We start from the raw sequence: 23612 nt of genomic DNA, 5'->3' as shown, positions 1-23612 counted from the left end.
GACATTTTCAGAGGCGGCGGTTTCATCGCCTATTAAGCCTGTGCCGTTAACCTTTCTTAACAGGTCGGCGGTATGGTTCCGGCAAGAGGGATCGACGTGATGAAAACAGTGCTGCTGCGTTTCCTGAACGATGAAAAGGGCGCCACGGCCGTCGAATACGGCTTGATCGTCGCCGTACTGTCGCTGACGATCGTCGGCGGCATCAGCCAGGTCTTCAACGCGATCACCTGGCTGTTCAGCGACAATGGCAGCAGGCTTGCCAACGCTTTCGCACCCTGATCTGGCTGTCCGCGTCCGCGGACACTGTCATTGCCCCTTGGGCTGCTCCAACACAGTCTTCAGCGAGATCTTGGCCGAACCCGGCTTGAGCGGCTTTTGCTGCGATGCATCGGGCGCCCAGCCGGACATCCAGACCATCGAAAAGCTTGCGCGGATGCGGCCGTCGGGATCCGAAAACCGCTCGGCGTAGATTTGCGCGGCGCGGGCGAACAGCTGGCGTGTGCCCGGCCGCCGGCTGCGATCGGCAAGCGCGCTGGTTTCGCCCATGGCGCGCAAATCGGCCATCAGGTTGAAAAGACTGTCATAGCGCACCGTCACCGTCTCGACATCGGCGACCGGCAGAGCGAGGCCGGCGCGCTGCAGCAGCGCTCCCGCGTCGCGAACGTCGGTGAACGGAATGACGCGCGGGCTGGCGCCGCCGTGAAGCTCGGTCTCGGCCGCCAGCAGGCTTTCACGCAACTCGCCGAGCGTGCCGGCGCCGGCGAAGGCACCGAGGAAAAGCCCGTCCGGACGCAGCGCACGGCGGATCTGCACCAGCATGCCGGGAATGTCGTTCATGGCCTGCAGCGACAGGAGCGACACCGCCAGGTCGAGGCTTTGCGGCTCGAAGGGCACGGTTTCCAGCGGCGCGACCATGCCGGCGGAATCGCCCAGGAAAGCCGCATCCGCCTCGACACGGACGATGTTCGCCACCTTGCCGCTCGCGGCGAGGATGTCGGCCGCGGCCGACGTCTGGCAAAACAGCACCGCTGCCCTGCTAAACCTGCGCTCCACGGCACCCAGCCGGTCGGCAAGATCGTCGGCACTGCGCCGCATCAGGAAGTCCGCGCCGCCGACCGGATGATCGAGCGCGCGCCGCTTGTGCGCCAGCCACAGTGAGGTGTCCATTATCGGCAGCAAACGGGCAGATCCTTTGTTTGTCCATTCCCCGATGGAGTTGATATAGTGGCGCACAGCACCCACCACGTGGCCGATCCCATGCCCAAGATCAAGCCTCTGGACATCAGGAACCTTGCACGGTCGGCGGCGAACTGGCCGGCGCGCATCCTGTTCCCGCCTGTCTGCGCCGGCTGCCGCAGGCATGTCTCGCAGCCCGGCGTTCTGTGCGGCGCCTGCTGGCCGAAGTTGCGCCTCCTGGAGCGGCCCTGGTGCCCGGTGATGGGCACGCCGTTCACCCACCATATGGGCGAGGGCTTTCTGTCCGCCGAGGCGATCGCCGATCCGCCGCCCTTCGAGCGGGCGCGGGCGGCCGTCGCGTATTCCGGCGTCGCCCGCCAGATGGTGCAGGGGCTGAAATACCAGGATCGCACCGACCTGGCGCCGTGGATGGCGCGCTGGATGCTGCGCGCGGGCGCCGACCTCATTGCCGAGGCGGATGTGGTGGTGCCGGTGCCGCTGCACTGGCGCCGCTTCTTCAGGCGGCGGTTCAACCAGTCGGCGGAATTGGCGAGGGCGGTCTGCGAGCTCAGCGGCCTGTCTTTCGCACCCTCGGCCATGCGGCGTGTCAAGCTCACGCGCCAGCAGGTCGGGCTGGAGCGCAAGGACCGCGAGGAGAATGTGCGGGCCGCCTTTCGCGTGCCTGCCGAAGCGGAAATCGAGATCGCCGGCCGCCGCGTGCTTTTGATCGACGACGTCTACACCACGGGTGCCACGGTTCGCGCCGCCAGCAAGGCGCTGAAAAAAGCAGGGGCCGGCGCCGTCGATGTGCTGACCTTCGCACGCGTGCTGCCGGGGGACTTTCGGGCCGACGAGTCCACGACTATATAAGTCGGCAACAAACAGTGGAAATTCGTCATGGTCGACGTCACCATCTATACACGCATGATGTGCGGCTACTGCACGGCCGCCAAGCGGCTGCTCGAGCGCAAGGGCGTCGCCTATACGGAGCATGACGCGTCGTTTTCGCCGGAACTGCGCCAGGAGATGATTTTCCGCGCCCATGGCCGCACGACCTTTCCGCAGATTTTCGTCGGCGACACGCATGTCGGCGGCTGCGACGACCTCCACGAGCTGGAGGCGCAAGGCCGGCTGGACAAGTTGCTCGCCAATGGTTCGACGAATTGAGGATATGACGATGGGTGTTTTCAAGGCGGCCGCGATCCAGATGCGTTCGGGCGAGAGGCCAGAGCGCAACGCAATTGATCTCGAGCGGCTGGTGCGCGAAGCAGCCGGCCAGGGGGCCACCTACATCCAGACACCGGAAATGACCGGAGCGCTGGTGCGTGACAAGAAGGCCGCGTCTTTCACCTCAGAGGACAAGGACATCATCGTCGGGACCGCCCGCCGACTGGCCCGCGAACTTGGCGTCCACCTGCATATCGGCTCGACCGCCATCCTGCGCGCCGACGGCAAGCTCGCCAACCGGGCGCTGCTGTTCGGTCCGGACGGCGCCACGCTCGCCTCCTATGACAAGATCCATATGTTCGACGTCGATCTCGACAATGGCGAGAGCTGGCGCGAATCCGCGACCTACGAGCCCGGCACGGAGGCGGTCGTCACGACCATCGAAGGCGCCAAGCTGGGCTTTGCCGTCTGTTATGACCTGCGGTTTCCGCAACTGTTCCGCGCCGAGGCGCTAGCCGGCGCCGACCTGCTTTCCGTGCCCGCCGCCTTCACCCGCCAAACCGGCGAGGCGCATTGGCACGTGCTGCTCAGGGCCCGCGCCATCGAGAACGGCGCCTATGTCGTGGCCGCTGCGCAAGGCGGCCTTCACGAGGACGGCCGCGAAACCTATGGCCATTCGCTGATCGTCGATCCGTGGGGCCGCGTCATCGCGGAGGCGGCGCACAATGAGCCGGCGGTGATCGTCGCCGAGATCGACCCGGCGCAGTCGCTGGCGGCGCGCAAGAAGATCCCCAATCTGAAAAATGCGCGGGATTTCGCTGTCAATGCCGGTTCGTCCGAGACATCGCGTCTCAGGGGAGCGGCCTCTTGATCCGCTTCTCCCTGATCTGCGAAAACGAGCACGAGTTCGAGGGCTGGTTCCGCAGCAATGACGATTTCGACACGCAAAAGAAGCGTGGCTTCGTCGATTGCCCGAGCTGCGGCTCGCACAAGGTGGAGAAAGCCCTGATGGCGCCGGCCGTGTCGACGGCGCGCAAGCAGGAAACGATAGCGCTCGCCATGGGCGAGGCGCAGAAGCAGGCGCTGGCGCAACTGAAGGCAATGGCCGAGAAGGTTCGCGAGAATGCCGATTACGTCGGCGACAAATTCGCCGAGGAAGCGCGCAAGATCCATTTCGGCGAGACCGACCCGCGCGGCATCTATGGCGAGGCGACGCTGGAGGAGGCCAAGAGCCTGGCCGAGGACGGCGTCGAGTTCATGCCGATCCCGGTGTTTCCGGAGGATCGGAACTGAGCGGTCAGCTTACGCTGCCGATCAATTTTTCAAGCAGGCGCGAAAGCGTTTCCCGTTCGGCTTGCGTCAGGCCGGAAAGAATCTCGTGCTCGTTGGCGACGTGGGCAGCAATGGCCTCGTCGATCAAAGCGAGGCCTTTTTCAGTCAGCCGCACGACGATGCCGCGCCGGTCGTTGGGATGCGGACCACGCACGATCAACCCTGAGGTTTCGAGCCGGTCGAGCCGGTTGGTCATGGCGCCCGAGGTCACCATCGTCGCCTCGTAAAGGGCGGTCGGGGTCAGCGCGTAGGGCGCGCCCGAGCGGCGCAACGTGGCCAGCACGTCGAATTCGCCGGCCTGCAATCCATAGCGCGCAAACAACGGCGCGAGGCGCTCGCGGGCAATCAGCGAGGATGCTTCATTCAACCGCCCGATCACGCCCATCGGCGAGACGTCAAGGTCCGGCCTCTCCCTGTTCCATTGTTCGATCGCCTTTGCCGCCCTGTCCATCTATTCTGCCATGTATCTTGACGTTAAGAATCTTTTCGTTATCTTATCGGAAAATGAAGTGGCGGCCAAGTGCCGGCGACGATGACGAGGACCATCAGATGAAATTTCTCTGGGATTCGGCGCTTGGCCTGCTGGTCGTGACGGGCGCCCTGCTTGGCCTGACGCTGCCGTTCGGCAAGCTTGCGACCGCCGCCGGCGTTCCGGCCATGGTCTGGGCCTTCGTCATCTCGCTCGGTGCCGGCGGCGTGCTGTTGCTGGCTCTCCTGCTGCGTGGCGAGCGCATCAAGCTTACGGCGCGCAAGCTGCGCTATTTCTTCGTCACGGCGGCGGTGTCCTATGCCTTTCCCAACCTCTTGATGTTTTCGGCCATCCCGCATCTCGGCGCGGGATATACGGGCATCATGTTCACGCTATCGCCGGTGATCACGCTCGTGTTCTCGATCTTGCTTGGCGTTCGGCGCCCCAACCTGCTCGGCGTCATCGGCATTGCGGTCGGCTTCATCGGTGCGGTCATGGTCGCGCTTACACGCGGCGAAGCTGGCCAACCGGCCGATTATTTCTGGGTAACGATCGGGTTGCTGATCCCGGTCAGCCTTGCCGCGGGCAACATCTACCGCACCGTCGACTGGCCCGAAGGAACCGGCCCGATCGAGCTTGCCGTGGGCAGCCATCTGGCGTCGGCGACCTTGCTTCTCCTCGGCATCCTGACGCTTTTCGGCTGGCAAGCGTTTGTTCCGCTGGGCGCGGTACCGCCTGTGGTCGTCGCGCAGATGGCGTCGGCTTCGGCAATGTTTGCCTTCTTCTTCCGGCTGCAGGCGGTGGGCGGCCCGGTCTATCTCAGCCAGATCGGCTATGTGGCGGCGGCCGTCGGGCTGTTCGCGGGCACGATCTTCCTCGGCGAGCACTATCAGCTGCTGACCTGGGCAGGCGCTGTCATCATCACGGCCGGCGTGTTTATCACCACCAAGGCGCAAAGCGGGACCAGCGCGAGGGCGCAGAGTCAGGCGGCGTGAGCCGGTTCAGACCGTGCCCTTTTCCGCCAGCACCATGTAGTTGACGTCCATGTCTTTCGACCGCTGCCAGCGGTCGGCGAGCGGGTGGTAGACGACGCCGGTGCGGTCGATGACGGTCAGGCCGGCGCCGCCGAGCGCCTTTTCCAGCTCTTCCGGGCGCACCAGCTTGCCGAACTGATGAGTGCCGCGCGGCAGCCAGCGCAGCACATATTCGGCGCCGATGATGGCCAGCCCTAGCGCCTTCAGCGTGCGGTTGATCGTGGCCACGAACATGATGCCGCCGGGCTTGACCATCTCGCCGCATTTGGCGACGAACAGGTCGATGTCGGCGACATGCTCGACCACTTCCATATTGAGGATAACGTCGAATTTTTCGCCGGCGTCGGCCAGGTCCTCGGCCGTGGTGGCGCGGTAGTCGATCGTCACGCCGACTTCGGCGGCGTGCAATTTGGCCACTTCGATATTGGTGGCGGAAGCATCGGCGCCGACCACTTCGGCGCCAAGCCGCGCCATCGGCTCGCACAGCAGGCCGCCGCCGCAACCGATGTCGAGAAAGCGCAGGCCCTCGAATGGCCGTGCCGCGCGCGGATCGCGGCCGAAGCGCGTTGCCACCTGGTCGCGTATGTAGGCAAGCCGGATGGGGTTGAACTTGTGCAGCGGCCGGAACTTGCCGTTCGGGTTCCACCATTCGGCGGCAAGGGCGGAAAAGCGCTCCACTTCTCCGGCATCGATCGTCGATCGTCGGGGCTCTGGCATCGATTGGTCTCCTCGGACGCTAGCAAGTCGGGCGTGGGGGAGGGAAAGTCAAGGCTGCATTTTCGCCTGCTGACAGTGCGAGGCCGGCACCGCCGACAAGCGCCCTCTATTGCCGGCGGCGCCCTGTCAGGACGTGTCAGCTCAGGGAGCACCTCGGCCGAAACAAAAAAGCGGCGGCGTGCGAAAAAGGGAAGATCGTGTTGAGAAAAGGAGATGGCCGTGATTCAGACCGCATCGATCCTTTGGCGCAGGCTCGACCTTGAAGGTCACGATTCCTGCATGCTCTCGCAGCGGCCCGGCGGGCACCGCCTGAAGGGGCAGGCCATCTTCCTGCAAGACGACAAGCCGTGTTGCATCGCCTACGAGGTGGATTGCGATGCCGGCTGGCACACGCGCTCGGCACGTATCGAGGGCTTTCTCGGCCCGCAAGAGCTTTCCCTGGGGATCGAGCGCCATACTGACGGCTCCTGGACGCTGGATGGCGAGCCGCAGCCGGAGGTGGCCGGCCTGATCGACGTCGATCTCGGCTTCACGCCGGCTTCGAACCTCCTGGCGATCCGCCGGTTCGCGCTCGCCGTCGGCGAGGCGACGCCAGCACCGGCCGCCTATCTGGCCTTTCCCGAGCTCAGAGTGACGCGGCTCGACCAGGCCTACCGGCGCCTCGACCCGGCCCGCTATGCCTATGCCGCGCCGGCGTTCGGCTATGAGGCGGTGCTGGAGGTCTCTCCACTCGGCTTCGTGCTCGACTATCCAGATTTGTGGAAGAGCGTCGCCCGCCCGGGCTGAGGTCCGCCGCTCTGAGAGCCTTGCCGGTAGCGGCGCTGCGCAAAATGGAGTTCCAGTCCAGCAGGCACGTGGCGCCCTTCTTGTGCGCCATCGCTTGCGAAGCCTGGATGTTTTGGCTAAGGAGGCCGCGCATTCAGCGGCCGGCGCCAGCCGGGCGCTTTTCTCGGTTTTTCGGCGCAGAGCCGGCTTCAGTCAAAGGCATTTCGCTTCCATGGCGCGCATCGTGATGAAATTCGGCGGAACCTCCGTCGCCGACATCGCCCGCATCCGCAATGTGGCGCGTCACGTCAAACGGGAGGTCGATGCCGGCCACGAGGTGGCGGTGGTGGTCTCGGCGATGGCCGGCAAGACCAACGAACTGGTCGGCTGGACGCGCGAGGCCTCGCCGATGCACGACGCGCGCGAATATGATGCCGTCGTCGCGTCCGGCGAGCAGGTGACGGCAGGCCTCCTGGCGATCACCTTGCAGAACATGGGCGTGCACGCCCGCTCCTGGCAGGGCTGGCAGATCCCGATCAAGACCGACAACGCGCATGGCGCGGCACGCATCCTCGACATCGACGGCGCTTTCCTGGTCAAACGCTTCGGCGAGGGCCAGGTGGCCGTCATCGCAGGTTTCCAGGGCATCGGACCGGACAACCGCATCGCAACGCTTGGTCGTGGCGGCTCCGACACCAGCGCGGTGGCGATCGCGGCCTCCGTCAAAGCCGACCGCTGCGACATCTATACCGACGTCGACGGCGTCTACACCACCGATCCACGCATCGAGCCCAAGGCGCGGCGGCTGGCCAAGATATCGTTCGAGGAAATGCTTGAAATGGCCTCGCTCGGCGCCAAGGTTCTGCAGGTGCGATCGGTCGAGCTTGCCATGGTGCACAGGGTGCGTACCTTCGTGCGGTCGTCCTTCGACGATCCCGACGCGCCCGGAATGGGGGATTTGCTCAATCCGCCCGGAACGCTTATTTGCGACGAGGAAGAAATCGTGGAACAGCAGGTCGTCACCGGAATTGCCTATGCCAAGGACGAGGCGCAGATTTCGCTGCGCCGTGTCGGCGACCGGCCGGGCGTTGCCGCCGGCATCTTCGGGCCGCTGGCCGAGGCCAACATCAACGTAGACATGATCGTCCAGAACATTTCCGAGGACGGCAAGCTTACCGACATGACCTTCACGGTGCCCTCCGGAGACGTGGACAAAGCGCTGGCCGTGCTCGACCGGCTGAAGGCCGATGTCGGCTACGACGTCGTGCAGTCGGAAGCCGGCATGTCGAAGGTCTCGGTCATCGGCATCGGCATGAGAAGCCATGCCGGCGTTGCCGCCACCGCCTTCAAGGCGCTGGCCGACAAGGCGATCAACATCCGCGCCATCACCACCTCCGAGATCAAGATTTCGATACTGATCGACGGTCCTTACACGGAACTCGCGGTTCGCACTTTGCATTCCGTCTACGGTCTGGATAAGCAGTAGCAGACTGAATCAGTTGTTGCGTGCGTGCCGGCGGCGGCCGAAACTGCGCCGGCAAGAAGCCTATTGGAGAAGAAGCCGCGATGCGTGACCCGGCCAGTGGCCCGCGCGTTCTGCTGAAACGGCTCCGCGAGCTCATGCAGGAGCCGCTGGAGCCGCAGGAGCGGCTCGACCGCATCGTGCGCGACATCGCCTCCAACATGGTCGCCGAAGTGTGCTCGCTCTATGTGCTGCGCGCCGATTCCGTGCTCGAACTCTACGCCACCGAAGGCCTGAACCCGAACGCGGTGCACCTGGCGCAGCTCAGGCTGGGGCAAGGCCTGGTCGGCACGATTGCCGCCAGCGCGCGGCCGCTCAACCTTTCCAATGCGCAGGAACATCCGGCCTTCGCTTACCTGCCGGAAACCGGGGAAGAGATCTACAATTCCTTCCTCGGCGTGCCGGTGCTCAGGGCAGGGCGCACGCTGGGCGTGCTGGTGGTGCAAAACAAAACCATGCGCCATTACCGCGACGACGAGGTCGAGGCGCTGGAAACCACCGCAATGGTGATCGCCGAGATGATCGCCACCGGCGATCTGGCGCGGCTGACGCGGCCCGGCCTCGAGCTCGACCTGCGCCGCCCGGTCAGCTTCACCGGCCTGTCCTTCAACGAGGGCGTCGGACTCGGTCATGTCGTGCTGCACGAGCCGCGCATCGTCGTCACCAACCTGTTCAACGAGGACAGCGAAGAGGAAGTCCGCCGGCTCGAGGCATCGCTCGGCTCGCTCAGGCTTTCCATCGACGACATGCTCGAGCGCCGCGACGTCGCCTTCGAGGGCGAACATCGCCAGGTGCTGGAAGCCTACCGCATGTTCGCCAACGACCGCGGCTGGGTCCGGCGGCTGGAAGAGGCGATCCGCAACGGCCTGACGGCGGAAGCTGCGGTCGAAAAGGTGCAGAGCGACATGCGCGCGCGCATGCTGCACATGACCGATCCTTATCTGCGCGAGCGGATGAGCGATTTCGACGATCTCGCCAACCGGCTTCTGCGCCAGCTGATGGGACGCGGGCCTGACGATGTCGCGGCCTCGCTGCCGAAGGATGCCATCATTGTCGCCCGCTCGATGGGCGCCGCCGAACTGCTCGACTACCCCCGGGACAAATTGCGCGGACTGGTGCTCGAGGATGGCGCCGCCACCAGCCACGTCGTCATCGTCGCGCGCGCCATGGGCATTCCCGTCGCCGGGCAGATGAAGGGCGCCGTTTCCATGGCGGAAAACGGCGATGCCATCATCGTCGACGGCGAGGAAGGCGCGATCCATCTTCGTCCGCAGTCGGATCTCGAAGCCGCCTATGCCGAAAAGGTGCGGTTCCGGGCGCGCCGGCAGGAAGTCTACCGCGAACTGCGCAAGAAGCCGTCGGTGACCAAGGATGGCGTTGCGGTCGACCTTTTGATGAATGCCGGGCTTGCCGTCGACCTGCCGCAACTGGCCGAATCGGGTGCCGCCGGGATCGGCCTGTTCCGCACCGAATTGCAATTCATGGTCGCCTCGACCTTTCCCCGTGCCGAGGCGCAGGAGCGGCTCTACCGCGACGTGCTCGATGCCGCGCGCGGCAAGCCGGTGACCTTCCGCACCATCGACATCGGCGGCGACAAGGTGCTGCCCTATTTCAAAGGCGCCATCCAGGAAGAGAACCCGGCGCTCGGCTGGCGGGCGATCCGCCTGACGCTGGACCGTCCGGGATTGCTGCGCACCCAGATCCGCGCCCTGCTGAAAGCCTGCGGCGGGCGGGAGCTCAAGCTGATGCTGCCGATGGTCACCGAGCTCGGCGAGATCGCCCAGGCGCGCGAAATCATCGACCGCGAGGTGCGGCATCTGTCGCGCTTTGCCCATCATTTGCCGACCAGCCTCAAGCTCGGGGCAATGTTGGAGGTGCCGTCCCTCCTGTTCCAGCTTGACGAGTTGATGAAGGCGGTCGACTTCGTCTCGGTCGGCTCGAACGACCTGTTCCAGTTCGTGATGGCGGTCGACCGCGGCAACACGCAGCTTTCCGATCGCTTCGACACGTTGTCGACGCCGTTCCTGCGGGTGCTCAAGACCATCGCCGATGCCGGCGCCCGCAACCACACGCCCGTCACACTCTGCGGCGAACTCGCCGGCAAGCCGATCTCGGCAATGGCGCTGGTCGGCCTCGGTTTCCGTTCTATCTCGATGTCGCCCGCTTCGATCGGTCCGGTCAAGGCGATGCTGACCGAATTGCCGCTGGAGGCGTTGAAAGCGTTCTTCGACGACAATCTGATGGCGCCGGCCCAGGGGCTGCCGATGCGGGCGCTGCTGCAGGCCTTTGCCGACGACCGCTCAATTCCGTTATAGCACCTTTGCAATGATCTCCCTTCCCCGCGACCGCATGGATCAAGTCGTCAAGCGTTTCGAAATGCTCGAAGCGCAGATGTCGGCCGGCCCGGCGCCGGATGCCTATGTTAAGATGGCATCGGAATATGCCGAGCTCCAGGAGATGGTTGCCAAGGTCAGAGCCTTGCGCTCGGCCGAGCAGGAGCAGGCCGATCTCGAGGCGATGCTCGCCGACAAGGGCACCGATGCCGAGATGCGGGCTCTCGCCGAGGCCGACCTGCCAGAGGTCGATGAGCGCATCGAAGCGTTGCAGAAGGACATCCAGATCCTGCTCTTGCCCAGGGATGCGGCCGACGACAAGAACGCCATCCTGGAAATCCGCGCCGGCACCGGCGGCGACGAGGCAGCATTGTTCGCCGGCGACCTGTTTCGCATGTATGAGCGCTATGCCGCTTCGCGCGGCTGGCGGTTCGAGACGGTATCGGCCAGCGAGGGCGATGCCGGCGGCTATAAGGAAATCATCGCCACGGTTTCCGGCAAGGGGGTTTTCGCGCATCTGAAATTCGAGTCCGGCGTCCACCGGGTGCAGCGCGTGCCCGCGACCGAGGCCAGCGGACGCATTCACACCTCGGCGGCGACGGTAGCCGTGCTGCCGGAGGCGGAGGAAGTCGACATCGACATCCGGGCCGAAGACATCCGCATCGACACGATGCGCGCGTCGGGCTCGGGCGGCCAGCACGTCAACACCACCGATTCGGCAGTGCGCATCACCCATTTGCCGACCGGCATCATGGTGGTGCAGGCGGAGAAATCGCAGCACCAGAACCGGGCCAAGGCCATGCAGATCCTGCGGGCCCGGCTCTACGACCTGGAACGCAGCAAGGCCGATGAGGAGCGCTCGGAATCGCGCAAGTCGCAGGTCGGCTCCGGCGACCGCTCGGAACGCATCCGCACCTACAATTTTCCGCAAGGCCGCGTCACCGATCATCGCATCAACCTGACGCTCTACAAGCTCGACCGGGTGATGATGGGCGAACTCGACGAAGTCATCGACGCTCTGATCGCCGATCACCAGTCGAAGCTGCTCGCCGATATCGGTCTTGATGGCTGATCCTTTGCCCCAGGCGCTGGGGCCGCTGCTGCGGGCAGCGCGAGCGCGCCTGGCCGCGGTCGATGATCCCGCGCTCGATGCAAGACTGATCGTGGAGCACTTTTCAGGTACGACCCGCACGCAGGCCATTGCCGATCCCGAACATGCGGTCGATGCCGCCGCTCTTGTCCAGATCGACCGCGCCTTGAGGCGCCGCGCGGGCGGCGAGCCCGTGCACCGCATCCTGGGCTATCGGGAGTTCTACGGGTTGCGGCTGTCGCTGTCGCCGGAAACGCTGGAGCCGCGGCCCGACACCGAAACGCTGGTCGAGGCCATACTGCCCTTTGTCAGGGCAACCGTCATGCGCGAGGGCGAGTGCCGCATCCTCGATCTGGGAACCGGCAGCGGAGCCATCGCGCTGGCGCTGCTCAGCGCCGTGCCGGCAGCGATTGCCACCGGGGTCGACTTCTCGGAAGGGGCGTTGAGGACGGCAACGCGCAATGCCGCGCAATTGGGGCTTGGCGACCGGTTCACGGCGCTGCTGTCCGACTGGTTTGAAAAAGTTTCTGGTCGATACCATGTAATTGTCGCAAACCCTCCCTATATACGATCGGAGGACATCGGAAATCTGCAGGATGAAGTCCGCGATTTCGACCCGCGCCTGGCCCTGGATGGCGGCGCGGATGGGTTGGCCCCTTACAGGGTCATCGCCGCTGAGGCGGCTAAGTTTCTAGAAGCCGGAAGCAGGATTGCGGTCGAGATCGGCTACACACAGCACATCGAGGTCACCGCTATATTTCGCTCGTCCGGCTATGCGGTCGCTGGTGCGTTCGGCGACCTCGGCGGAAACGACAGGGTTCTTGTCTTTCAACGGGGAAAGCCTTGACGCAGTGCGAAAAAAACCGCTTGGCAATGCCGGGGAATGCGGCTAGGGTCGCGTTAACCGGATGAGACGAAGCAGGCAGTGCTCTTAGCGATTCGGTTTTCCTTGGAAATAGCTGCCTTCTTGCGCAAACGACGCCCAAGCTTCGTGCGGGAATCGTCCGGCAAGTGATGTAACCGGAACAGGATGGCACGTGGCGCCAACGCAATTGATGCGGGCGAACGCCGGTGAAGAAACGAAACGGCTGGCTGCATGAGCGCCACCGTTCGTGAAGAGTTTTCGAAAATTTCAATATGAAGAGAGTCGAATGAGGCCACAACAGCAGAACAGGCGCATGCGCGGTCGCAACAACAATGGCGGCGGCGGCAACAACAACAATAACAACAACCGCAAGGGGCCAAATCCCCTGACGCGCAACTACGAGAGCAACGGCCCGGACGTGAAGATCCGTGGGTCTGCTCAGCAGATCGCTGAAAAGTACGCCACCCTTGCCCGTGATGCGCAAAGCTCCGGCGACCGGGTGATGGCGGAGAACTATCTCCAGCACGCCGAGCACTATAATCGCATCATTGCCGCCGCGCAGGCGCAGATGCCGATCCAGAACGTCCAGCAGAATCGCGACGAATTCGACGATGATGGCGATGAGGATCGCGACGAGTTCGACAATGCCGGCAACGCCGGCAACAACGTTGCGGATGCGCCGGTTCCGGTGATCAACCACGGCGCGGGTCCGCAGCCGGTTATCGAAGGCATGCCGGCCGAAGTCGCGCTGAACCGGGAAAACGGCCGCGATCGTGATAATCGCGATCGTGATAATAATGGCGGGCGCAACAGTGGCGGCCGCGACAACAATGGCGGACGCCATCGCGACCGCCGCCCCAATGGCGGCTATGGCCAGAACAGCCAGCGCGGCGATTATGGTTCGTCCGCCGAGCAGGGTGCCCAGCAGCAGCGCAACGAGACGGCCGAACAGGCCGAGGTCGCCACGCCAGCCGAATCCGCCGCGCCGGTCGAGCAGGCGGCGCCGCTGTTCGAGAACCTGTCGCCGGCCGGGCTCGCAGCCCAGGCCGAACTCAATGAGACGGCCGCGGAGACTAGTCCCAGCCGTCGTCCGAGGCGTCCGCGCCGCCCGCGCGGCAATGCCGACCAGATCACCAGCGGCAACGACAATGCCGACGCTGGCGAGGTGGTCGCGGCGCCGACGGACAATGGCAACGCCGACACCGCGGTCGCCGACATCGACAACTGAGCGGCGACGCTTCCATGCATTGAACGGCGGAGAGAAATCTCCGCCGTTTTCGTTTGCGCGGCCGTGGAATATTATGCTTTCGCAGCCATCGAGACGTCTTGAGGGTTCGCGGGTTGCGCACCATATCAGCCTCAACTGGATCCGGCTCTCACGGGCGGGTCCGTCACCGCAAACTGATCCGGTGCCGCAAAGCGGGCCGGTGATGGAAGGAGACAGGTATGAATCTCGAGAAATACTCGGAGCGCGTGCGCGGCTTCATCCAATCCGCGCAAACCATGGCGCTCTCGCGCAACCACCAGCAATTCACCCCCGAACATATCCTGAAAGTGCTCGTCGATGACGACGAGGGTCTGGCTGCGTCGCTCATCGAGCGCGCCGGCGGCAGCGTCCGCGACGTCAAGCTCGGCATCGAGACGGCACTCGAAGCGATGCCCAAGGTGGAGGGCGGCAACGGCCAGCTCTATCTGGCACAGCCGTTGGCCAAGGTGTTTTCGACAGCCGAGGAACTGGCCAAGAAGGCCGGTGACAGCTTCGTCACGGTCGAAAGGCTGCTGACCGCGCTGGCGGTCGAGAAATCAGCCAAGACATCAGACATACTGGCCAAGGCCGGCGTCACCGCGCAGGCGCTCAACCAGGTGATCAACGACGTCCGCAAGGGCCGCACCGCCGATTCGGCGAATGCCGAACAGGGCTATGACGCGCTGAAGAAATACGCGCGCGATCTCACCGCCGATGCCCGCGCCGGCAAGCTCGATCCGGTCATCGGCCGCGACGACGAGATCCGCCGCACCATCCAGGTGCTGTCGCGCCGCACCAAGAACAATCCGGTGCTGATCGGCGAGCCGGGCGTCGGCAAGACGGCGATCGCCGAAGGCCTGGCGCTGCGCATCGTCAATGGCGACGTGCCGGAATCGCTGAAGGACAAGCAGCTGATGGCGCTCGACATGGGCGCGCTGATCGCCGGCGCCAAATATCGCGGTGAGTTCGAGGAGCGGCTGAAGGCCGTGCTTTCCGAGGTCACTGCCGCTGCTGGTGGCATCATCCTGTTCATCGACGAGATGCACACCCTGGTCGGCGCCGGCAAGGCGGACGGCGCCATGGATGCGTCCAACCTTCTGAAGCCGGCGCTGGCGCGCGGCGAACTGCACTGCGTCGGCGCCACCACTCTCGACGAATACCGCAAGCATGTGGAGAAGGATGCCGCACTCGCCCGCCGCTTCCAGCCGGTCTTCGTCGAGGAGCCTACGGTGGAGGACACGGTCTCGATCCTGCGCGGCCTGAAGGAGAAATACGAGCAGCACCATAAGGTTCGCATCTCCGATTCGGCGCTGGTCGCGGCGGCGACGCTGTCCAACCGCTACATCGCCGACCGGTTCCTGCCGGACAAGGCGATCGACCTCGTCGACGAAGCCGCTTCGAGGCTTCGCATGCAGGTCGATTCCAAGCCCGAAGCGCTGGACGAGATCGACCGCCGCATCATGCAGCTCAAGATCGAGCGCGAAGCGCTGAAGGTCGAGAAGGACGAGGCTTCGAAGGACAGGCTTGCCCGGCTCGAGAAGGACCTCGCTAGCCTTGAGGAGGAATCGACCGAGATGACCTCGAAATGGCAGGCAGAGAAGCAGAAGCTCGGGCTCGCCGCCGATCTCAAGAAGCAGCTTGACGAGGCGCGCAACGAACTGGCCATCGCCCAGCGCAAGGGTGAGTTCCAGCGCGCCGGCGAGCTTGCCTATGGCAAGATCCCGGAACTGGAAAAGAAGCTGAAGGAAGCCGAGGCCCAGGACGGCAAGGCTGGCATGGTCGAGGAAGTGGTCACGCCCGATCATGTCGCCCACATCGTCTCGCGCTGGACCGGAATTCCGGTCGACAAGATGCTGGAAGGCGAGCGCGACAAGCTGTTGCGCATGGAAGACGAGATCGGCAAGCGCGTCGTCAGCCAGGGCGAGGCGGTGCAAGCGGTTTCCAAGGCAGTGCGGCGCGCTCGCGCCGGCCTGCAGGATCCGAACCGGCCGATCGGCTCGTTCATGTTCCTCGGCCCGACCGGCGTTGGCAAGACCGAACTGACCAAGGCGCTGGCGAACTTCCTGTTCGACGACGAGAGCGCGATGGTGCGCATCGACATGTCGGAGTTCATGGAGAAGCATTCGGTTGCCCGATTGATCGGCGCGCCTCCCGGCTATGTCGGTTATGAGGAAGGCGGCGCGCTGACCGAAGCGGTGCGGCGCCGGCCCTATCAGGTCGTGCTGTTCGACGAGATCGAGAAAGCGCATCCCGACGTGTTCAACGTGCTCCTGCAGGTGCTCGACGACGGCCGGCTCACCGATGGGCAGGGCCGCACGGTCGACTTCCGCAACACGCTGATCATCATGACGTCGAACCTCGGCGCCGAATACCTGGTCAATCTCCGCGAGGACCAGGATGTCGACCAGGTTCGCGACGAAGTGATGAACGTCGTCAAGGCGTCGTTCCGGCCGGAGTTCCTCAACCGCGTCGACGAGGTGATCCTGTTCCATCGGCTGCGCCGGCAGGATATGGGCCGCATCGTCGAAATCCAGCTCAAGCGGCTGGAAAACCTGCTGGTCGACCGCAAGATCACGCTGTCGCTGGACCAGGAGGCGATCGACTGGCTGGCATCCAAGGGTTACGACCCTGCCTATGGCGCGCGGCCGTTGAAGCGGGTGATGCAGAAAGACTTGCAGGATCCGCTGGCTGAGAAGATCCTGCTCGGCGAGATTCTCGACGGCTCGACCGTCAAGGTGACCGCCGGCTCCGACCGGCTGAATTTCCGTTCGAAGCCGACGGTCGTCGCGACCGAAGCGGCAGCATGATTGAACGCCGCGCGCCCAGGACGGGCGCGCGGCCTTTTCGCGTCTTTCGGCAGGAGCACGCATGACGCTGGACGACTATAACGGCCTCTGCGCCTCGCTGCCCGCCACATCGCATGTCGTCCAGTGGGGCGGCACCCATGTCTGGAAGGTCGGCGCCAAGGTCTTTGCCATCGGCGGCCGGAGCGAGGGCCGCGACCCTTTCATCACCTTCAAATGCTCCGACATTGCCTATGATGTGCTGAAGGAGCAGCCGGGCTTGCGGCCCGCACCCTATCTTGCCTCGCGCGGCATGAAATGGATCCAGCGCCAGACAAGCCAGAGCATGGATGATGGCGCGCTGAAGGATTACCTGCGCGAGAGCCATCGTCTTGTCGCCCTGAAGTTGACGAAGCAGGCGCGAAAGGAACTGGGACTTGCCTGAGGCTAAAGCGCGTCACGTTCGACGGATTCAGGCGACGCGCTTTAGCTCTTGGTTCTATGCATGTCGTTCGCCCCAAACCGGGCCGCTTTTGGACGATATGCATTTAGCTGATATTCGTCGAGGCGCCGGAAAACCGCCATCTTCATGCCCGGTTCATATTGGAACCTTATGGTCGGGCGGTGGTTCGCTGGCGAAGGATTCGCTACGCGCGAAAGCCGCCTGCGACGGCAATTACGGACCGGAGAGTTTGCCCACGATGTTGCGGACGATCTTCACCCTTTCGGCACTTGCGGCCGGACTGGCGTTTTCAAGCGCGTTCGCCGCGCCGACTGAGGACGCTTCGCCGCGGGTCGTCCGCCCCGCTGACGGCGGCATCCTGCTGGCCCAGGACGGCAATCTCGACATCTATTACGACGCCAGGGGGAACCGCGTCATCGTCGATGCGGACACGGGCAAGGTCGTCGCCATCCAACCGCCGCAGACCAGGCTCGACCGACGCGCGCTGCGCCGCGAGACACGGCTGCGCGAACTCGGCCGCGTTCCCGCCGACGACGACCGCTACTATCTCGACGATCCGGAAGACATGGCACGCTTCCGCCGCAGGCAGATGGAAGACGAAGGCCGGGTCATCGCGCCGCCCGTCCAGGAATATGATCCCTATGGCGACAATTCCGTCGAGGCCTACCCGCCGGCCCCCGGCGGCGACGGCGTCTACGACGACAACTATCCGGAAGCGCCGCAGCCGGCAACGCCGCCCTCCATCAAGCGGCAGCCGCTGAACGAGGCCTCGATAGAGCCGGTCCAGCCCACGGCTCCCGCCGCGCAGCCGGCGCCCGCAGACGAGGCGGGATTACCGCCGAAAGCAGGCGGCAAGACTGTGGTCGACCCGTCGCTTTCGCTCGGAGCACGCCAGGATGTCGCGGCTCTGCAGGTGCTGCTTGATCGCGGCGGCGCTTCGCCTGGCGTCATCGACGGGCGCTTCGGTTCGAATGTCGACAAGGCGCTGGCTGCCTACAACCAGATCACCGGCAGCAATCTGCGATCGACCGACGCCGTCGGCATCCAGGCGGCCCTTGCACAATCGGGCGGCGATGCCTTGGCCAACTACACGATCACGCCGGAGGATGCGGCCGGTCCCTATGTTGCGTCGATCCCGGAAGATTACAGCCAGAAGGCGCAGCTCGACCGCATGGGCTATACGTCCGTCACGGAAGCGCTTGCCGAGCGCTTCCACATGGACGAGAACTATCTCAAGGCGCTCAACCCGGAGGCCAATTTCAACCGTCCCGGAACGATCATCAAGGTTGCCAATTTCGGCAGACTGGTGTCGTCGCCGGTGGCTCGCATCGTCGCCGACAAGGGCAAGAAAGAGGTCTTTGCCTATGATACGGCGGGCAAGCTGGTCGCGGCCTATCCCGCCACCATCGGCTCGTCCGACACGCCGTCGCCGTCCGGCATTCATGCCGTGTCCCGTGTCGCGCTTGATCCGAACTACACTTACAACCCCAACATCAATTTCAAACAGGGCGAGAACAATAAGGTCCTGACCATTCCGCCCGGCCCGAATGGCCCTGTCGGCTCGGTGTGGATCGCGTTGGACAAGCCGACCTACGGCATCCATGGCACGCCGGATCCCTCGAAGATCGGCAAGACCGAAAGCCATGGTTGCGTGCGACTAACCAATTGGGATGCCCGCGAACTGGCCAAGCTGGTTTCGCCCGGCGTGACGGTGGAATTCGTCGACTGAGACGATGCGGCGTTCGTCGCTGGTTAGAGCGGTTCAGTGTTCGATGGACTTCCGAGCCGCTCCAGCGCTGCGCGCTTTTCCCGGGAAACCGCCACGTTTTTCCTGGAATTGCTCTACCCGATTATCCTGCGCAACCATTTCGCGCTCGGTGTCGCGGCATAAATCAGCTGCACCATGAGAATGAAGCCGACGCTGAGCAGCGGGGTGACCAGACAGAGCAGGGCGCCGACCGCCCACAGAAGCTGCGCCTTGACGATGCGCAGGTAGACCGTGCGTTTCGTTTCGACGTCGACATCATCCGCCAGAAGGCCATTTTTCTCCGCATAGCGCCAGCTGGCGATCAGGGTGACGCCGAGCATCAGCAGATTGAGCCAATAGACGGCGACCGCGGTTCTGAATTCGAGGAAGTCGGCCAGAAGATCGGTCGAGAACGGCAGCAGGGCGATAAAGGCGAGAAAGCTCAAATTGAGCGTTGCCAGCCGCCTGTCGGATCTGGTGATCAACCCATGCTGCGCATGCTGGCCGAACCAGAAGATGGTCAGCGTCAGGAAGGAAAGCGCATAGGTCAGGAAGCGCGGCGCCAACGCCAGGACGGCGTCGAGGAGATCGCCTTCGGAATGGATCGCCTCGTGCGTCGGTACACGAATCTCCAGAACGATCAGGGTCAGCGCGATGGCGAAGACGCCGTCGGTCAGGCCAACAACGCGGTGGAGCCCGGACTGGGATGGTTCGAGCGGTCGCTTCATCGATTTTCTCCCCTGTCTGATCGGCTCCCGTCCGATGCCGCGTGAAAGCTTAGCATGCCGGCGCTTGTTTGCACCTGCGTGGGCCGGCACCTGCCAATGCGGCCAGGTGGCTGCGCAGCTGGTTTCAACGACCGGGACCGCTGGCTGGTTGTTGCAGGCGCGCCGCGGGTTTATGCAGGTTGCATGCATTCACCGAGCAAAGCCGCTGCCGTCCCGCCGCCGATCGCCAACGGTACATTCTGCCCACAGTCGCAGCGGCGCTATGTGCTGATCGCCGCGATCCTGGCTTCAGCGCTTGGTTTCATCGACGGTTCGATCCTTGCGATCGCCACGCCGGCAATCCGCGTCGATCTCGGCGCCAGTCTGGCGCAAGCGCAGTGGATATCCAATGCCTACGCGCTGACGCTTTCGGCGCTCATCCTCGCCGGCGGTGCTGCGGGCGACCGCTTCGGCCTGCGCCGCGCCTTCGTCGTCGGCATCGCGCTGTTCATTGCCGCTTCGCTGGCCTGCGCGCTGGCGCCCAATCCGGCGGTGCTGATCGCGTTTCGTGCAATCCAGGGCGTCGGCGCTGCGATCATGGTGCCGGGCAGCCTTGCCATCATCGCCAAGGCCTATCCGAAAAAGGAGCGCGGCCGCGCAATCGGCATCTGGGCCGCCGCTTCGGCGCTGACCACGGCACTCGGTCCGGTGCTGGGCGGTTTCGTGCTGTCGACCCTCGGCAATGGAATCTGGCGTGCGATATTTGCCATCAACCTGCCGCTTGGGCTGGTTTCGATCTACCTGCTGCTCGCCAAGATCCCGGCGGATCGGCCGACCGAAAAGCGCAGCCTCGATCTTGGCGGCGCGGCGCTGGCGACACTGGCCTTCGGGTTGCTGGCCTACGGGCTGACGGCGATGAACGCGGAGGCTGCCGGATTCATGTCGGGTTCGGCAATCGTTGCCGGCGTGGTCCTGCTTTTCGTCTTCATTTTCTACGAGCGCCGGCAGCGCGAGCCGATGATCGATCTCAATCTGTTTCGCATCGGCGCCTTCGCCGGCGCCAATCTCGCGACCTTCTTCCTCTATTTCGCGCTGTCGGCCAATCTTTTCTACCTGCCCATGCTTTTGATCGCCGGCTGGGGGCTGAGCACGGCCGAGGTCGGCTTCATCTTCCTGCCGCTGTCTGCATTGATCGCACTGCTGTCTGGGCCTGTCGGCCAGTGGTCCGACCGGATCGGACCGCGTTTTCCGATCGCCAGCGGCAGTCTGGTGGTTGCCTTCGCCTTCGCCGGGCTTGGCTTGTTGACGCATGCCGGTATCCACAATTTCTGGACCGGAACATTTCCGCTGATGGCGCTGATGGGGTTCGGCATGGCGCTGGTGGTGTCGCCGCTGTCGACCGCGATCATGACGGCGGTGGAAGACAAGGATACGGGCGCGGCCTCCGGTATCAACAATGCCGTCTCGCGCATAGGCGGCCTGATTGCGGTTGCGGCTATGGGGTCGCTTGCCGCCTGGGTCTACGCGAAGGCCCTGGATGGCAGCGCCTTGCCCGGCGTGCCGGGGTTCGGTGAACCGGCGACGACCGGACTGGCCCCGGCTGTCGACGCCGCACGGCTTGCCGCCAGCGACGCCGCATTCTCGGCTGTTTCCTTTGTAACGGCGCTGCTTTGCCTGCTTTCGGCTGTCATCGCCTGGATGACGATTTCAGGCGAATCATTGCCATGGCGCCGGCCCGCCGAAAACCCTCGCGACTGACGGGTGGATCGAAGGAACTATCCTTCGATCTTGGCGCTCGCGACCTTCAGCGAATCACTGTCTTCCTGCTTCAGCAGGTCGTCGATGCGCTCGCGTTCACGCTTGAAGGCGACAAGGTCCTCGCCCTTCAACACCTTGCCGACCGGCAGGCGGACGCGCATCGGATCGACCTTGGTGCCATTGACGATCAGCTCGTAGTGAAGATGCGGGCCGGTGGCGAGGCCGGTCTGGCCGAGATAGCCGATGGTCTGGCCTTGGCGGACGTGAACGCCCGGTTCGATGCCTTTGGCAAAAGCGCTCTGGTGATTGTAGGAGGTCTCATAGCCGTTGGCATGGCGAATGATGATCTGCTTGCCATAGCCGCCGGCCCAGCCGACCTTCTCGATGACGCCATTGCCCGCGGCGATGATCGGCGTGCCGATGGGGGCTGCCCAGTCGACGCCGGTATGCATGCGGACATAGCCGAGGATCGGGTGCCTGCGCGCGCCAAAGCCGGAGCGGAACTTTCCGGCCGGCAACGGATTGCGCAGCAGGAACTGCTGGGCGCTCGAGCCGTCCTCGTCGAAATAATCCGTGCTGCCGTCCTGCATCTGAAAACGGTAGAAATTGCGCGTCTGCCCGCCGAAGGTCGCCGAGACGTAAAGCAGTTCGGAATTGTCCGAGGTCTGGTCGTCGCCGTCGGGCTGCGAGAACAGCACTTCGAGACGGTCGGCCGGATTGAGGCGGGACTGGAAGTCGACATCGGAAGCCAACAGCTTGATGAGCCGCTGCGTCATGGCCTTGGACATGCCGTAGGAATAGGCGGCGCGGTAGATGCCGTCATAGACGTTGGGCAGGTTGCCGCGCACCACCACTGGCGCCGACGAATCATCGAACGCCGTCAGCAACTCCGGATTGGGCTCCGGTTCCTGCGCCGGCACATACTGGCCGCGATCGTCGAGTGCGATGGTGACGATATGCTGGGTCCGATCGTAGACGCTGGTGCGCACGACCTTGGCGGCGTCGCCATGGACCTCGAGACCAACACGCAGCACGGTTCCAGCCTTGAGCGCCGGGGCGTTCAAGAGCTTGGTGATCGCCTCGGCCATGCCGGCGGCGTCCTCGCCCGTATAGCCCGAATCTGCGAAGGCTTCCGTGATGGCGAGATCCTTGGTGAAAGGGATGATTTCCTCGGCGAAGGCCGGTGCCTGGTCATCGGCGTTGGCACGTGGCGCGACCGAAACGTTCTCCGGCACGATCCTGACGTCGTAGGAGCCGGCCATGCTCTCGGCAAAGGCCTCGCCAAATCGCTGCGGGTCGACATAGTGGAGCGAAGCGACCTGGACGGCGCCGTCGCTGAGATCGGTGCCGGCCTCGCGCACTACCTTTTCCACCTCATCGGCGGAAAGGTCGCTCTTTTCATCGAAGGAAGCCGTTTCAATGGGGAAGTCGACGGTCTTCAGGCTCATTTCGCTTTCGACCTTGGTGCCGTAGATCTGGCCCGGCGCAGCGGCGGCCGTCGCCGGTTGCGCCGATGCATCGTCACCGTCGTCGCCGAACACCTGCATCGGATCGAAGGGCGGGTAGGGCCGGTTGGTGGTATGGCCAGCCGCCAATGCCATCTTGATCTGCACGAAAGGCATGGTGTGGATGACATCGCGGTCGCCGACCTTGGTGACCATCGACACTTCCATGCGTCGACGGTCCTTGGCCTTGGCGATCTGGCGCGGCGCCACCAGCCTGGTGGTCTTGGCCATCTCGCCCGAATCGCCATTGCCGGCAAGGCCGATCAGTTCGGCGATCTCGGGTGGCGTCGCCAGTTGCTGGCGCCCGTCGAGGGCGGCGAACAGCGCCACGCCCATCAGCACGCTTGAGGTCACGCCGGTCAAGAATGTCCCCGACAGCCAGCGCGCGGAAACCTCGCGCCGGTCGGGTGGGCCACTGCGGCCGTCCGCGATAAGCGGCGGCTCGTTGCCGAGTTCGGCTATGACATCTTCCGTATCTGGCATCCAGAAAGGCTGCTTTTTCCCCGGGCGGAACGGCTTGTCGCTTTTGTTGTGGCCATGACATTTGCCTGTCACGGCAGGTTAAGTCAACGAAGCCTCGGGCCCCGGTCGAATTCCCCTCGCGCGCTTCTCTTATAGAGCGCTCTGCAAAGAGGGCGGCGTTTCCCTCTCTCGAGGGCTCATCGCACACCTCTATATGAGGCTTTCAAAAGAGGCACCGCGCCGCTGCGCTGCGCCCGCTTTGTTGGTTCTGGTGTCGAACGGCAATGCGGCGGCAATAGGGCTCCTCCGTGGCTGGATACTCCTTGGCGTCCTGTTCCCCAACGGCAGCCGGCTATCGACAAATCGGGCCTGAAATTTCTGTCGCAAAAAATTCAAAAACTTCTTGGATCGGTGTTGACAGTTTGTGAGGGTGGCGACTATATACGCCTCACGAACGAGGGCGGTGCGCCG

Annotated in this window: 21 protein-coding genes; 16 read left to right on the top strand and 5 right to left on the bottom strand. The window is 64.2% G+C overall.

Annotation, left to right across the window (positions count from 1 at the left end):
- The first annotated feature begins 99 nt into the window (after positions 1–99).
- Positions 100–279 (top strand): Flp family type IVb pilin, encoded by a 180-nt coding sequence (locus tag FJ959_RS28090; protein ID WP_140500916.1) that lies wholly within the window; start codon positions 100–102, stop codon positions 277–279.
- 27 nt (positions 280–306) lie between these two features.
- On the opposite strand, the gene FJ959_RS28085 is transcribed toward FJ959_RS28090, so the two are convergent.
- Entirely contained in the window at positions 307–1179 is an 873-nt protein-coding gene (locus tag FJ959_RS28085) for a methyltransferase domain-containing protein (protein WP_140560194.1), read from the bottom strand.
- A 66-nt stretch (positions 1180–1245) separates the two neighbouring features.
- On the opposite strand from FJ959_RS28085, the gene FJ959_RS28080 reads away from it, so the two are divergent.
- From FJ959_RS28080 to FJ959_RS28065, 4 genes are read left to right on the top strand one after another with little or no spacing between them, the layout of a single operon-like run.
- Complete coding sequence (locus tag FJ959_RS28080) at positions 1246–2046, top strand: ComF family protein (RefSeq protein ID WP_140500963.1); 801 nt, start codon at positions 1246–1248, stop codon at positions 2044–2046.
- A gap of 27 nt (positions 2047–2073) precedes the next feature.
- Positions 2074–2343, top strand: coding sequence for a glutaredoxin 3 (gene grxC / locus FJ959_RS28075; RefSeq protein ID WP_140633242.1), 270 nt, complete (start codon positions 2074–2076; stop codon positions 2341–2343).
- 10 nt (positions 2344–2353) lie between these two features.
- A complete protein-coding gene (locus FJ959_RS28070; RefSeq protein WP_140633239.1) occupies positions 2354–3214 on the top strand; it encodes a carbon-nitrogen hydrolase family protein in 861 nt (286 codons plus the stop codon).
- Positions 3211–3636: a DUF1178 family protein gene (locus FJ959_RS28065; RefSeq protein ID WP_140500920.1), complete on the top strand. Its 426-nt coding sequence runs from the start codon at positions 3211–3213 to the stop codon at positions 3634–3636. The genes FJ959_RS28070 and FJ959_RS28065 overlap by 4 nt, the downstream gene beginning before the upstream one ends.
- 4 nt (positions 3637–3640) lie before the next feature.
- On the opposite strand, the gene FJ959_RS28060 is transcribed toward FJ959_RS28065, so the two are convergent.
- The gene (locus FJ959_RS28060; RefSeq protein ID WP_140500921.1) at positions 3641–4126 is read right to left on the bottom strand and encodes a MarR family transcriptional regulator; all 486 of its coding nucleotides are present in this window, start codon (positions 4124–4126) and stop codon (positions 3641–3643) included.
- A gap of 98 nt (positions 4127–4224) precedes the next feature.
- Between FJ959_RS28060 and FJ959_RS28055 the strand changes: the two genes are divergently transcribed.
- Complete coding sequence (locus FJ959_RS28055; RefSeq protein WP_140513841.1) at positions 4225–5139, top strand: DMT family transporter; 915 nt, start codon at positions 4225–4227, stop codon at positions 5137–5139.
- 6 nt (positions 5140–5145) lie between these two features.
- Here the strand turns inward: FJ959_RS28055 and ubiG are convergent, their stop codons facing one another.
- Positions 5146–5895 carry a bifunctional 2-polyprenyl-6-hydroxyphenol methylase/3-demethylubiquinol 3-O-methyltransferase UbiG gene (ubiG, locus tag FJ959_RS28050; RefSeq protein ID WP_140513840.1) on the bottom strand — a complete coding sequence of 250 codons (750 nt, stop codon included), beginning with the start codon at positions 5893–5895 and terminating at the stop codon, positions 5146–5148.
- 213 nt (positions 5896–6108) lie between these two features.
- Here ubiG and FJ959_RS28045 point away from each other — a divergent pair, with 213 nt between their 5' ends.
- From FJ959_RS28045 to FJ959_RS28005, 9 genes are all read left to right on the top strand, one after another.
- Positions 6109–6681 (top strand): putative glycolipid-binding domain-containing protein, encoded by a 573-nt coding sequence (locus FJ959_RS28045; protein ID WP_140560196.1) that lies wholly within the window; start codon positions 6109–6111, stop codon positions 6679–6681.
- Between the two features lie 211 nt (positions 6682–6892).
- On the top strand, positions 6893–8146 hold the full coding sequence (locus tag FJ959_RS28040) for an aspartate kinase (RefSeq protein WP_140500924.1): 1254 nt from the start codon (positions 6893–6895) through the stop codon (positions 8144–8146).
- An 80-nt stretch (positions 8147–8226) separates the two neighbouring features.
- Positions 8227–10497, top strand: coding sequence for a phosphoenolpyruvate--protein phosphotransferase (gene ptsP, locus FJ959_RS28035; protein ID WP_140525455.1), 2271 nt, complete (start codon positions 8227–8229; stop codon positions 10495–10497).
- Between the two features lie 10 nt (positions 10498–10507).
- Complete coding sequence (gene prfA, locus FJ959_RS28030; RefSeq protein ID WP_140500926.1) at positions 10508–11587, top strand: peptide chain release factor 1; 1080 nt, start codon at positions 10508–10510, stop codon at positions 11585–11587.
- Positions 11580–12452, top strand: a complete 873-nt coding sequence (gene prmC / locus FJ959_RS28025; RefSeq protein WP_140633236.1) for a peptide chain release factor N(5)-glutamine methyltransferase — start codon at positions 11580–11582, stop codon at positions 12450–12452. Before prfA ends, prmC begins: the two co-directional genes overlap by 8 nt.
- Positions 12453–12756: 304 nt before the next feature.
- Positions 12757–13698, top strand: coding sequence for a DUF4167 domain-containing protein (locus FJ959_RS28020; protein WP_140560200.1), 942 nt, complete (start codon positions 12757–12759; stop codon positions 13696–13698).
- A 218-nt stretch (positions 13699–13916) separates the two neighbouring features.
- Positions 13917–16523, top strand: coding sequence for an ATP-dependent chaperone ClpB (gene clpB, locus FJ959_RS28015; RefSeq protein WP_140633233.1), 2607 nt, complete (start codon positions 13917–13919; stop codon positions 16521–16523).
- A gap of 61 nt (positions 16524–16584) precedes the next feature.
- Positions 16585–16944, top strand: coding sequence for an MmcQ/YjbR family DNA-binding protein (locus FJ959_RS28010; protein ID WP_140560202.1), 360 nt, complete (start codon positions 16585–16587; stop codon positions 16942–16944).
- Positions 16945–17200: 256 nt separating this feature from the next.
- The gene (locus FJ959_RS28005; RefSeq protein ID WP_140560203.1) at positions 17201–18691 is read left to right on the top strand and encodes a L,D-transpeptidase family protein; all 1491 of its coding nucleotides are present in this window, start codon (positions 17201–17203) and stop codon (positions 18689–18691) included.
- A gap of 113 nt (positions 18692–18804) precedes the next feature.
- On the opposite strand, the gene FJ959_RS28000 is transcribed toward FJ959_RS28005, so the two are convergent.
- Positions 18805–19437 carry a TMEM175 family protein gene (locus tag FJ959_RS28000; RefSeq protein WP_140560204.1) on the bottom strand — a complete coding sequence of 211 codons (633 nt, stop codon included), beginning with the start codon at positions 19435–19437 and terminating at the stop codon, positions 18805–18807.
- A gap of 183 nt (positions 19438–19620) precedes the next feature.
- Here FJ959_RS28000 and FJ959_RS27995 point away from each other — a divergent pair, with 183 nt between their 5' ends.
- Complete coding sequence (locus FJ959_RS27995) at positions 19621–21174, top strand: MFS transporter (RefSeq protein WP_140560205.1); 1554 nt, start codon at positions 19621–19623, stop codon at positions 21172–21174.
- Positions 21175–21191: 17 nt separating this feature from the next.
- Here FJ959_RS27995 and FJ959_RS27990 read toward each other — a convergent pair whose 3' ends face one another.
- Positions 21192–23162, bottom strand: a complete 1971-nt coding sequence (locus FJ959_RS27990) for a M23 family metallopeptidase (protein WP_181168324.1) — start codon at positions 23160–23162, stop codon at positions 21192–21194.
- Positions 23163–23612 lie beyond the last annotated feature (450 nt).

It is taken from the genome of Mesorhizobium sp. B2-2-4, assembly GCF_006442375.1.
In the GTDB taxonomy this organism is placed as follows: Bacteria; Pseudomonadota; Alphaproteobacteria; order Rhizobiales; family Rhizobiaceae; genus Mesorhizobium.
Note: the sequence above shows the minus strand (reverse complement) of the source record. Positions and strands in the feature narration are given on the sequence as shown.

Excerpts from the sequence above, each read along its gene's own strand:
- clpB (WP_140633233.1), top strand. The coding sequence starts at position 13,917 with ATGAATCTCGAGAAATACTCGGAGCGCGTGCGCGGCTTCATCCAATCC.
- FJ959_RS28055 (WP_140513841.1), top strand. The coding sequence starts at position 4,225 with ATGAAATTTCTCTGGGATTCGGCGCTTGGCCTGCTGGTCGTGACGGGC.
- FJ959_RS28020 (WP_140560200.1), top strand. The coding sequence starts at position 12,757 with ATGAGGCCACAACAGCAGAACAGGCGCATGCGCGGTCGCAACAACAAT.
- FJ959_RS28040 (WP_140500924.1), top strand. The coding sequence starts at position 6,893 with ATGGCGCGCATCGTGATGAAATTCGGCGGAACCTCCGTCGCCGACATC.
- FJ959_RS27990 (WP_181168324.1), bottom strand. The coding sequence starts at position 23,162 with ATGCCAGATACGGAAGATGTCATAGCCGAACTCGGCAACGAGCCGCCG.
- FJ959_RS28090 (WP_140500916.1), top strand. The coding sequence starts at position 100 with ATGAAAACAGTGCTGCTGCGTTTCCTGAACGATGAAAAGGGCGCCACG.
- ubiG (WP_140513840.1), bottom strand. The coding sequence starts at position 5,895 with ATGCCAGAGCCCCGACGATCGACGATCGATGCCGGAGAAGTGGAGCGC.
- grxC (WP_140633242.1), top strand. The coding sequence starts at position 2,074 with ATGGTCGACGTCACCATCTATACACGCATGATGTGCGGCTACTGCACG.
- FJ959_RS28005 (WP_140560203.1), top strand. The coding sequence starts at position 17,201 with ATGTTGCGGACGATCTTCACCCTTTCGGCACTTGCGGCCGGACTGGCG.
- FJ959_RS28000 (WP_140560204.1), bottom strand. The coding sequence starts at position 19,437 with ATGAAGCGACCGCTCGAACCATCCCAGTCCGGGCTCCACCGCGTTGTT.
- prmC (WP_140633236.1), top strand. The coding sequence starts at position 11,580 with ATGGCTGATCCTTTGCCCCAGGCGCTGGGGCCGCTGCTGCGGGCAGCG.
- ptsP (WP_140525455.1), top strand. The coding sequence starts at position 8,227 with ATGCGTGACCCGGCCAGTGGCCCGCGCGTTCTGCTGAAACGGCTCCGC.
- prfA (WP_140500926.1), top strand. The coding sequence starts at position 10,508 with ATGATCTCCCTTCCCCGCGACCGCATGGATCAAGTCGTCAAGCGTTTC.
- FJ959_RS28060 (WP_140500921.1), bottom strand. The coding sequence starts at position 4,126 with ATGGACAGGGCGGCAAAGGCGATCGAACAATGGAACAGGGAGAGGCCG.
- FJ959_RS27995 (WP_140560205.1), top strand. The coding sequence starts at position 19,621 with ATGCATTCACCGAGCAAAGCCGCTGCCGTCCCGCCGCCGATCGCCAAC.
- FJ959_RS28070 (WP_140633239.1), top strand. The coding sequence starts at position 2,354 with ATGGGTGTTTTCAAGGCGGCCGCGATCCAGATGCGTTCGGGCGAGAGG.
- FJ959_RS28045 (WP_140560196.1), top strand. The coding sequence starts at position 6,109 with ATGGCCGTGATTCAGACCGCATCGATCCTTTGGCGCAGGCTCGACCTT.
- FJ959_RS28010 (WP_140560202.1), top strand. The coding sequence starts at position 16,585 with ATGACGCTGGACGACTATAACGGCCTCTGCGCCTCGCTGCCCGCCACA.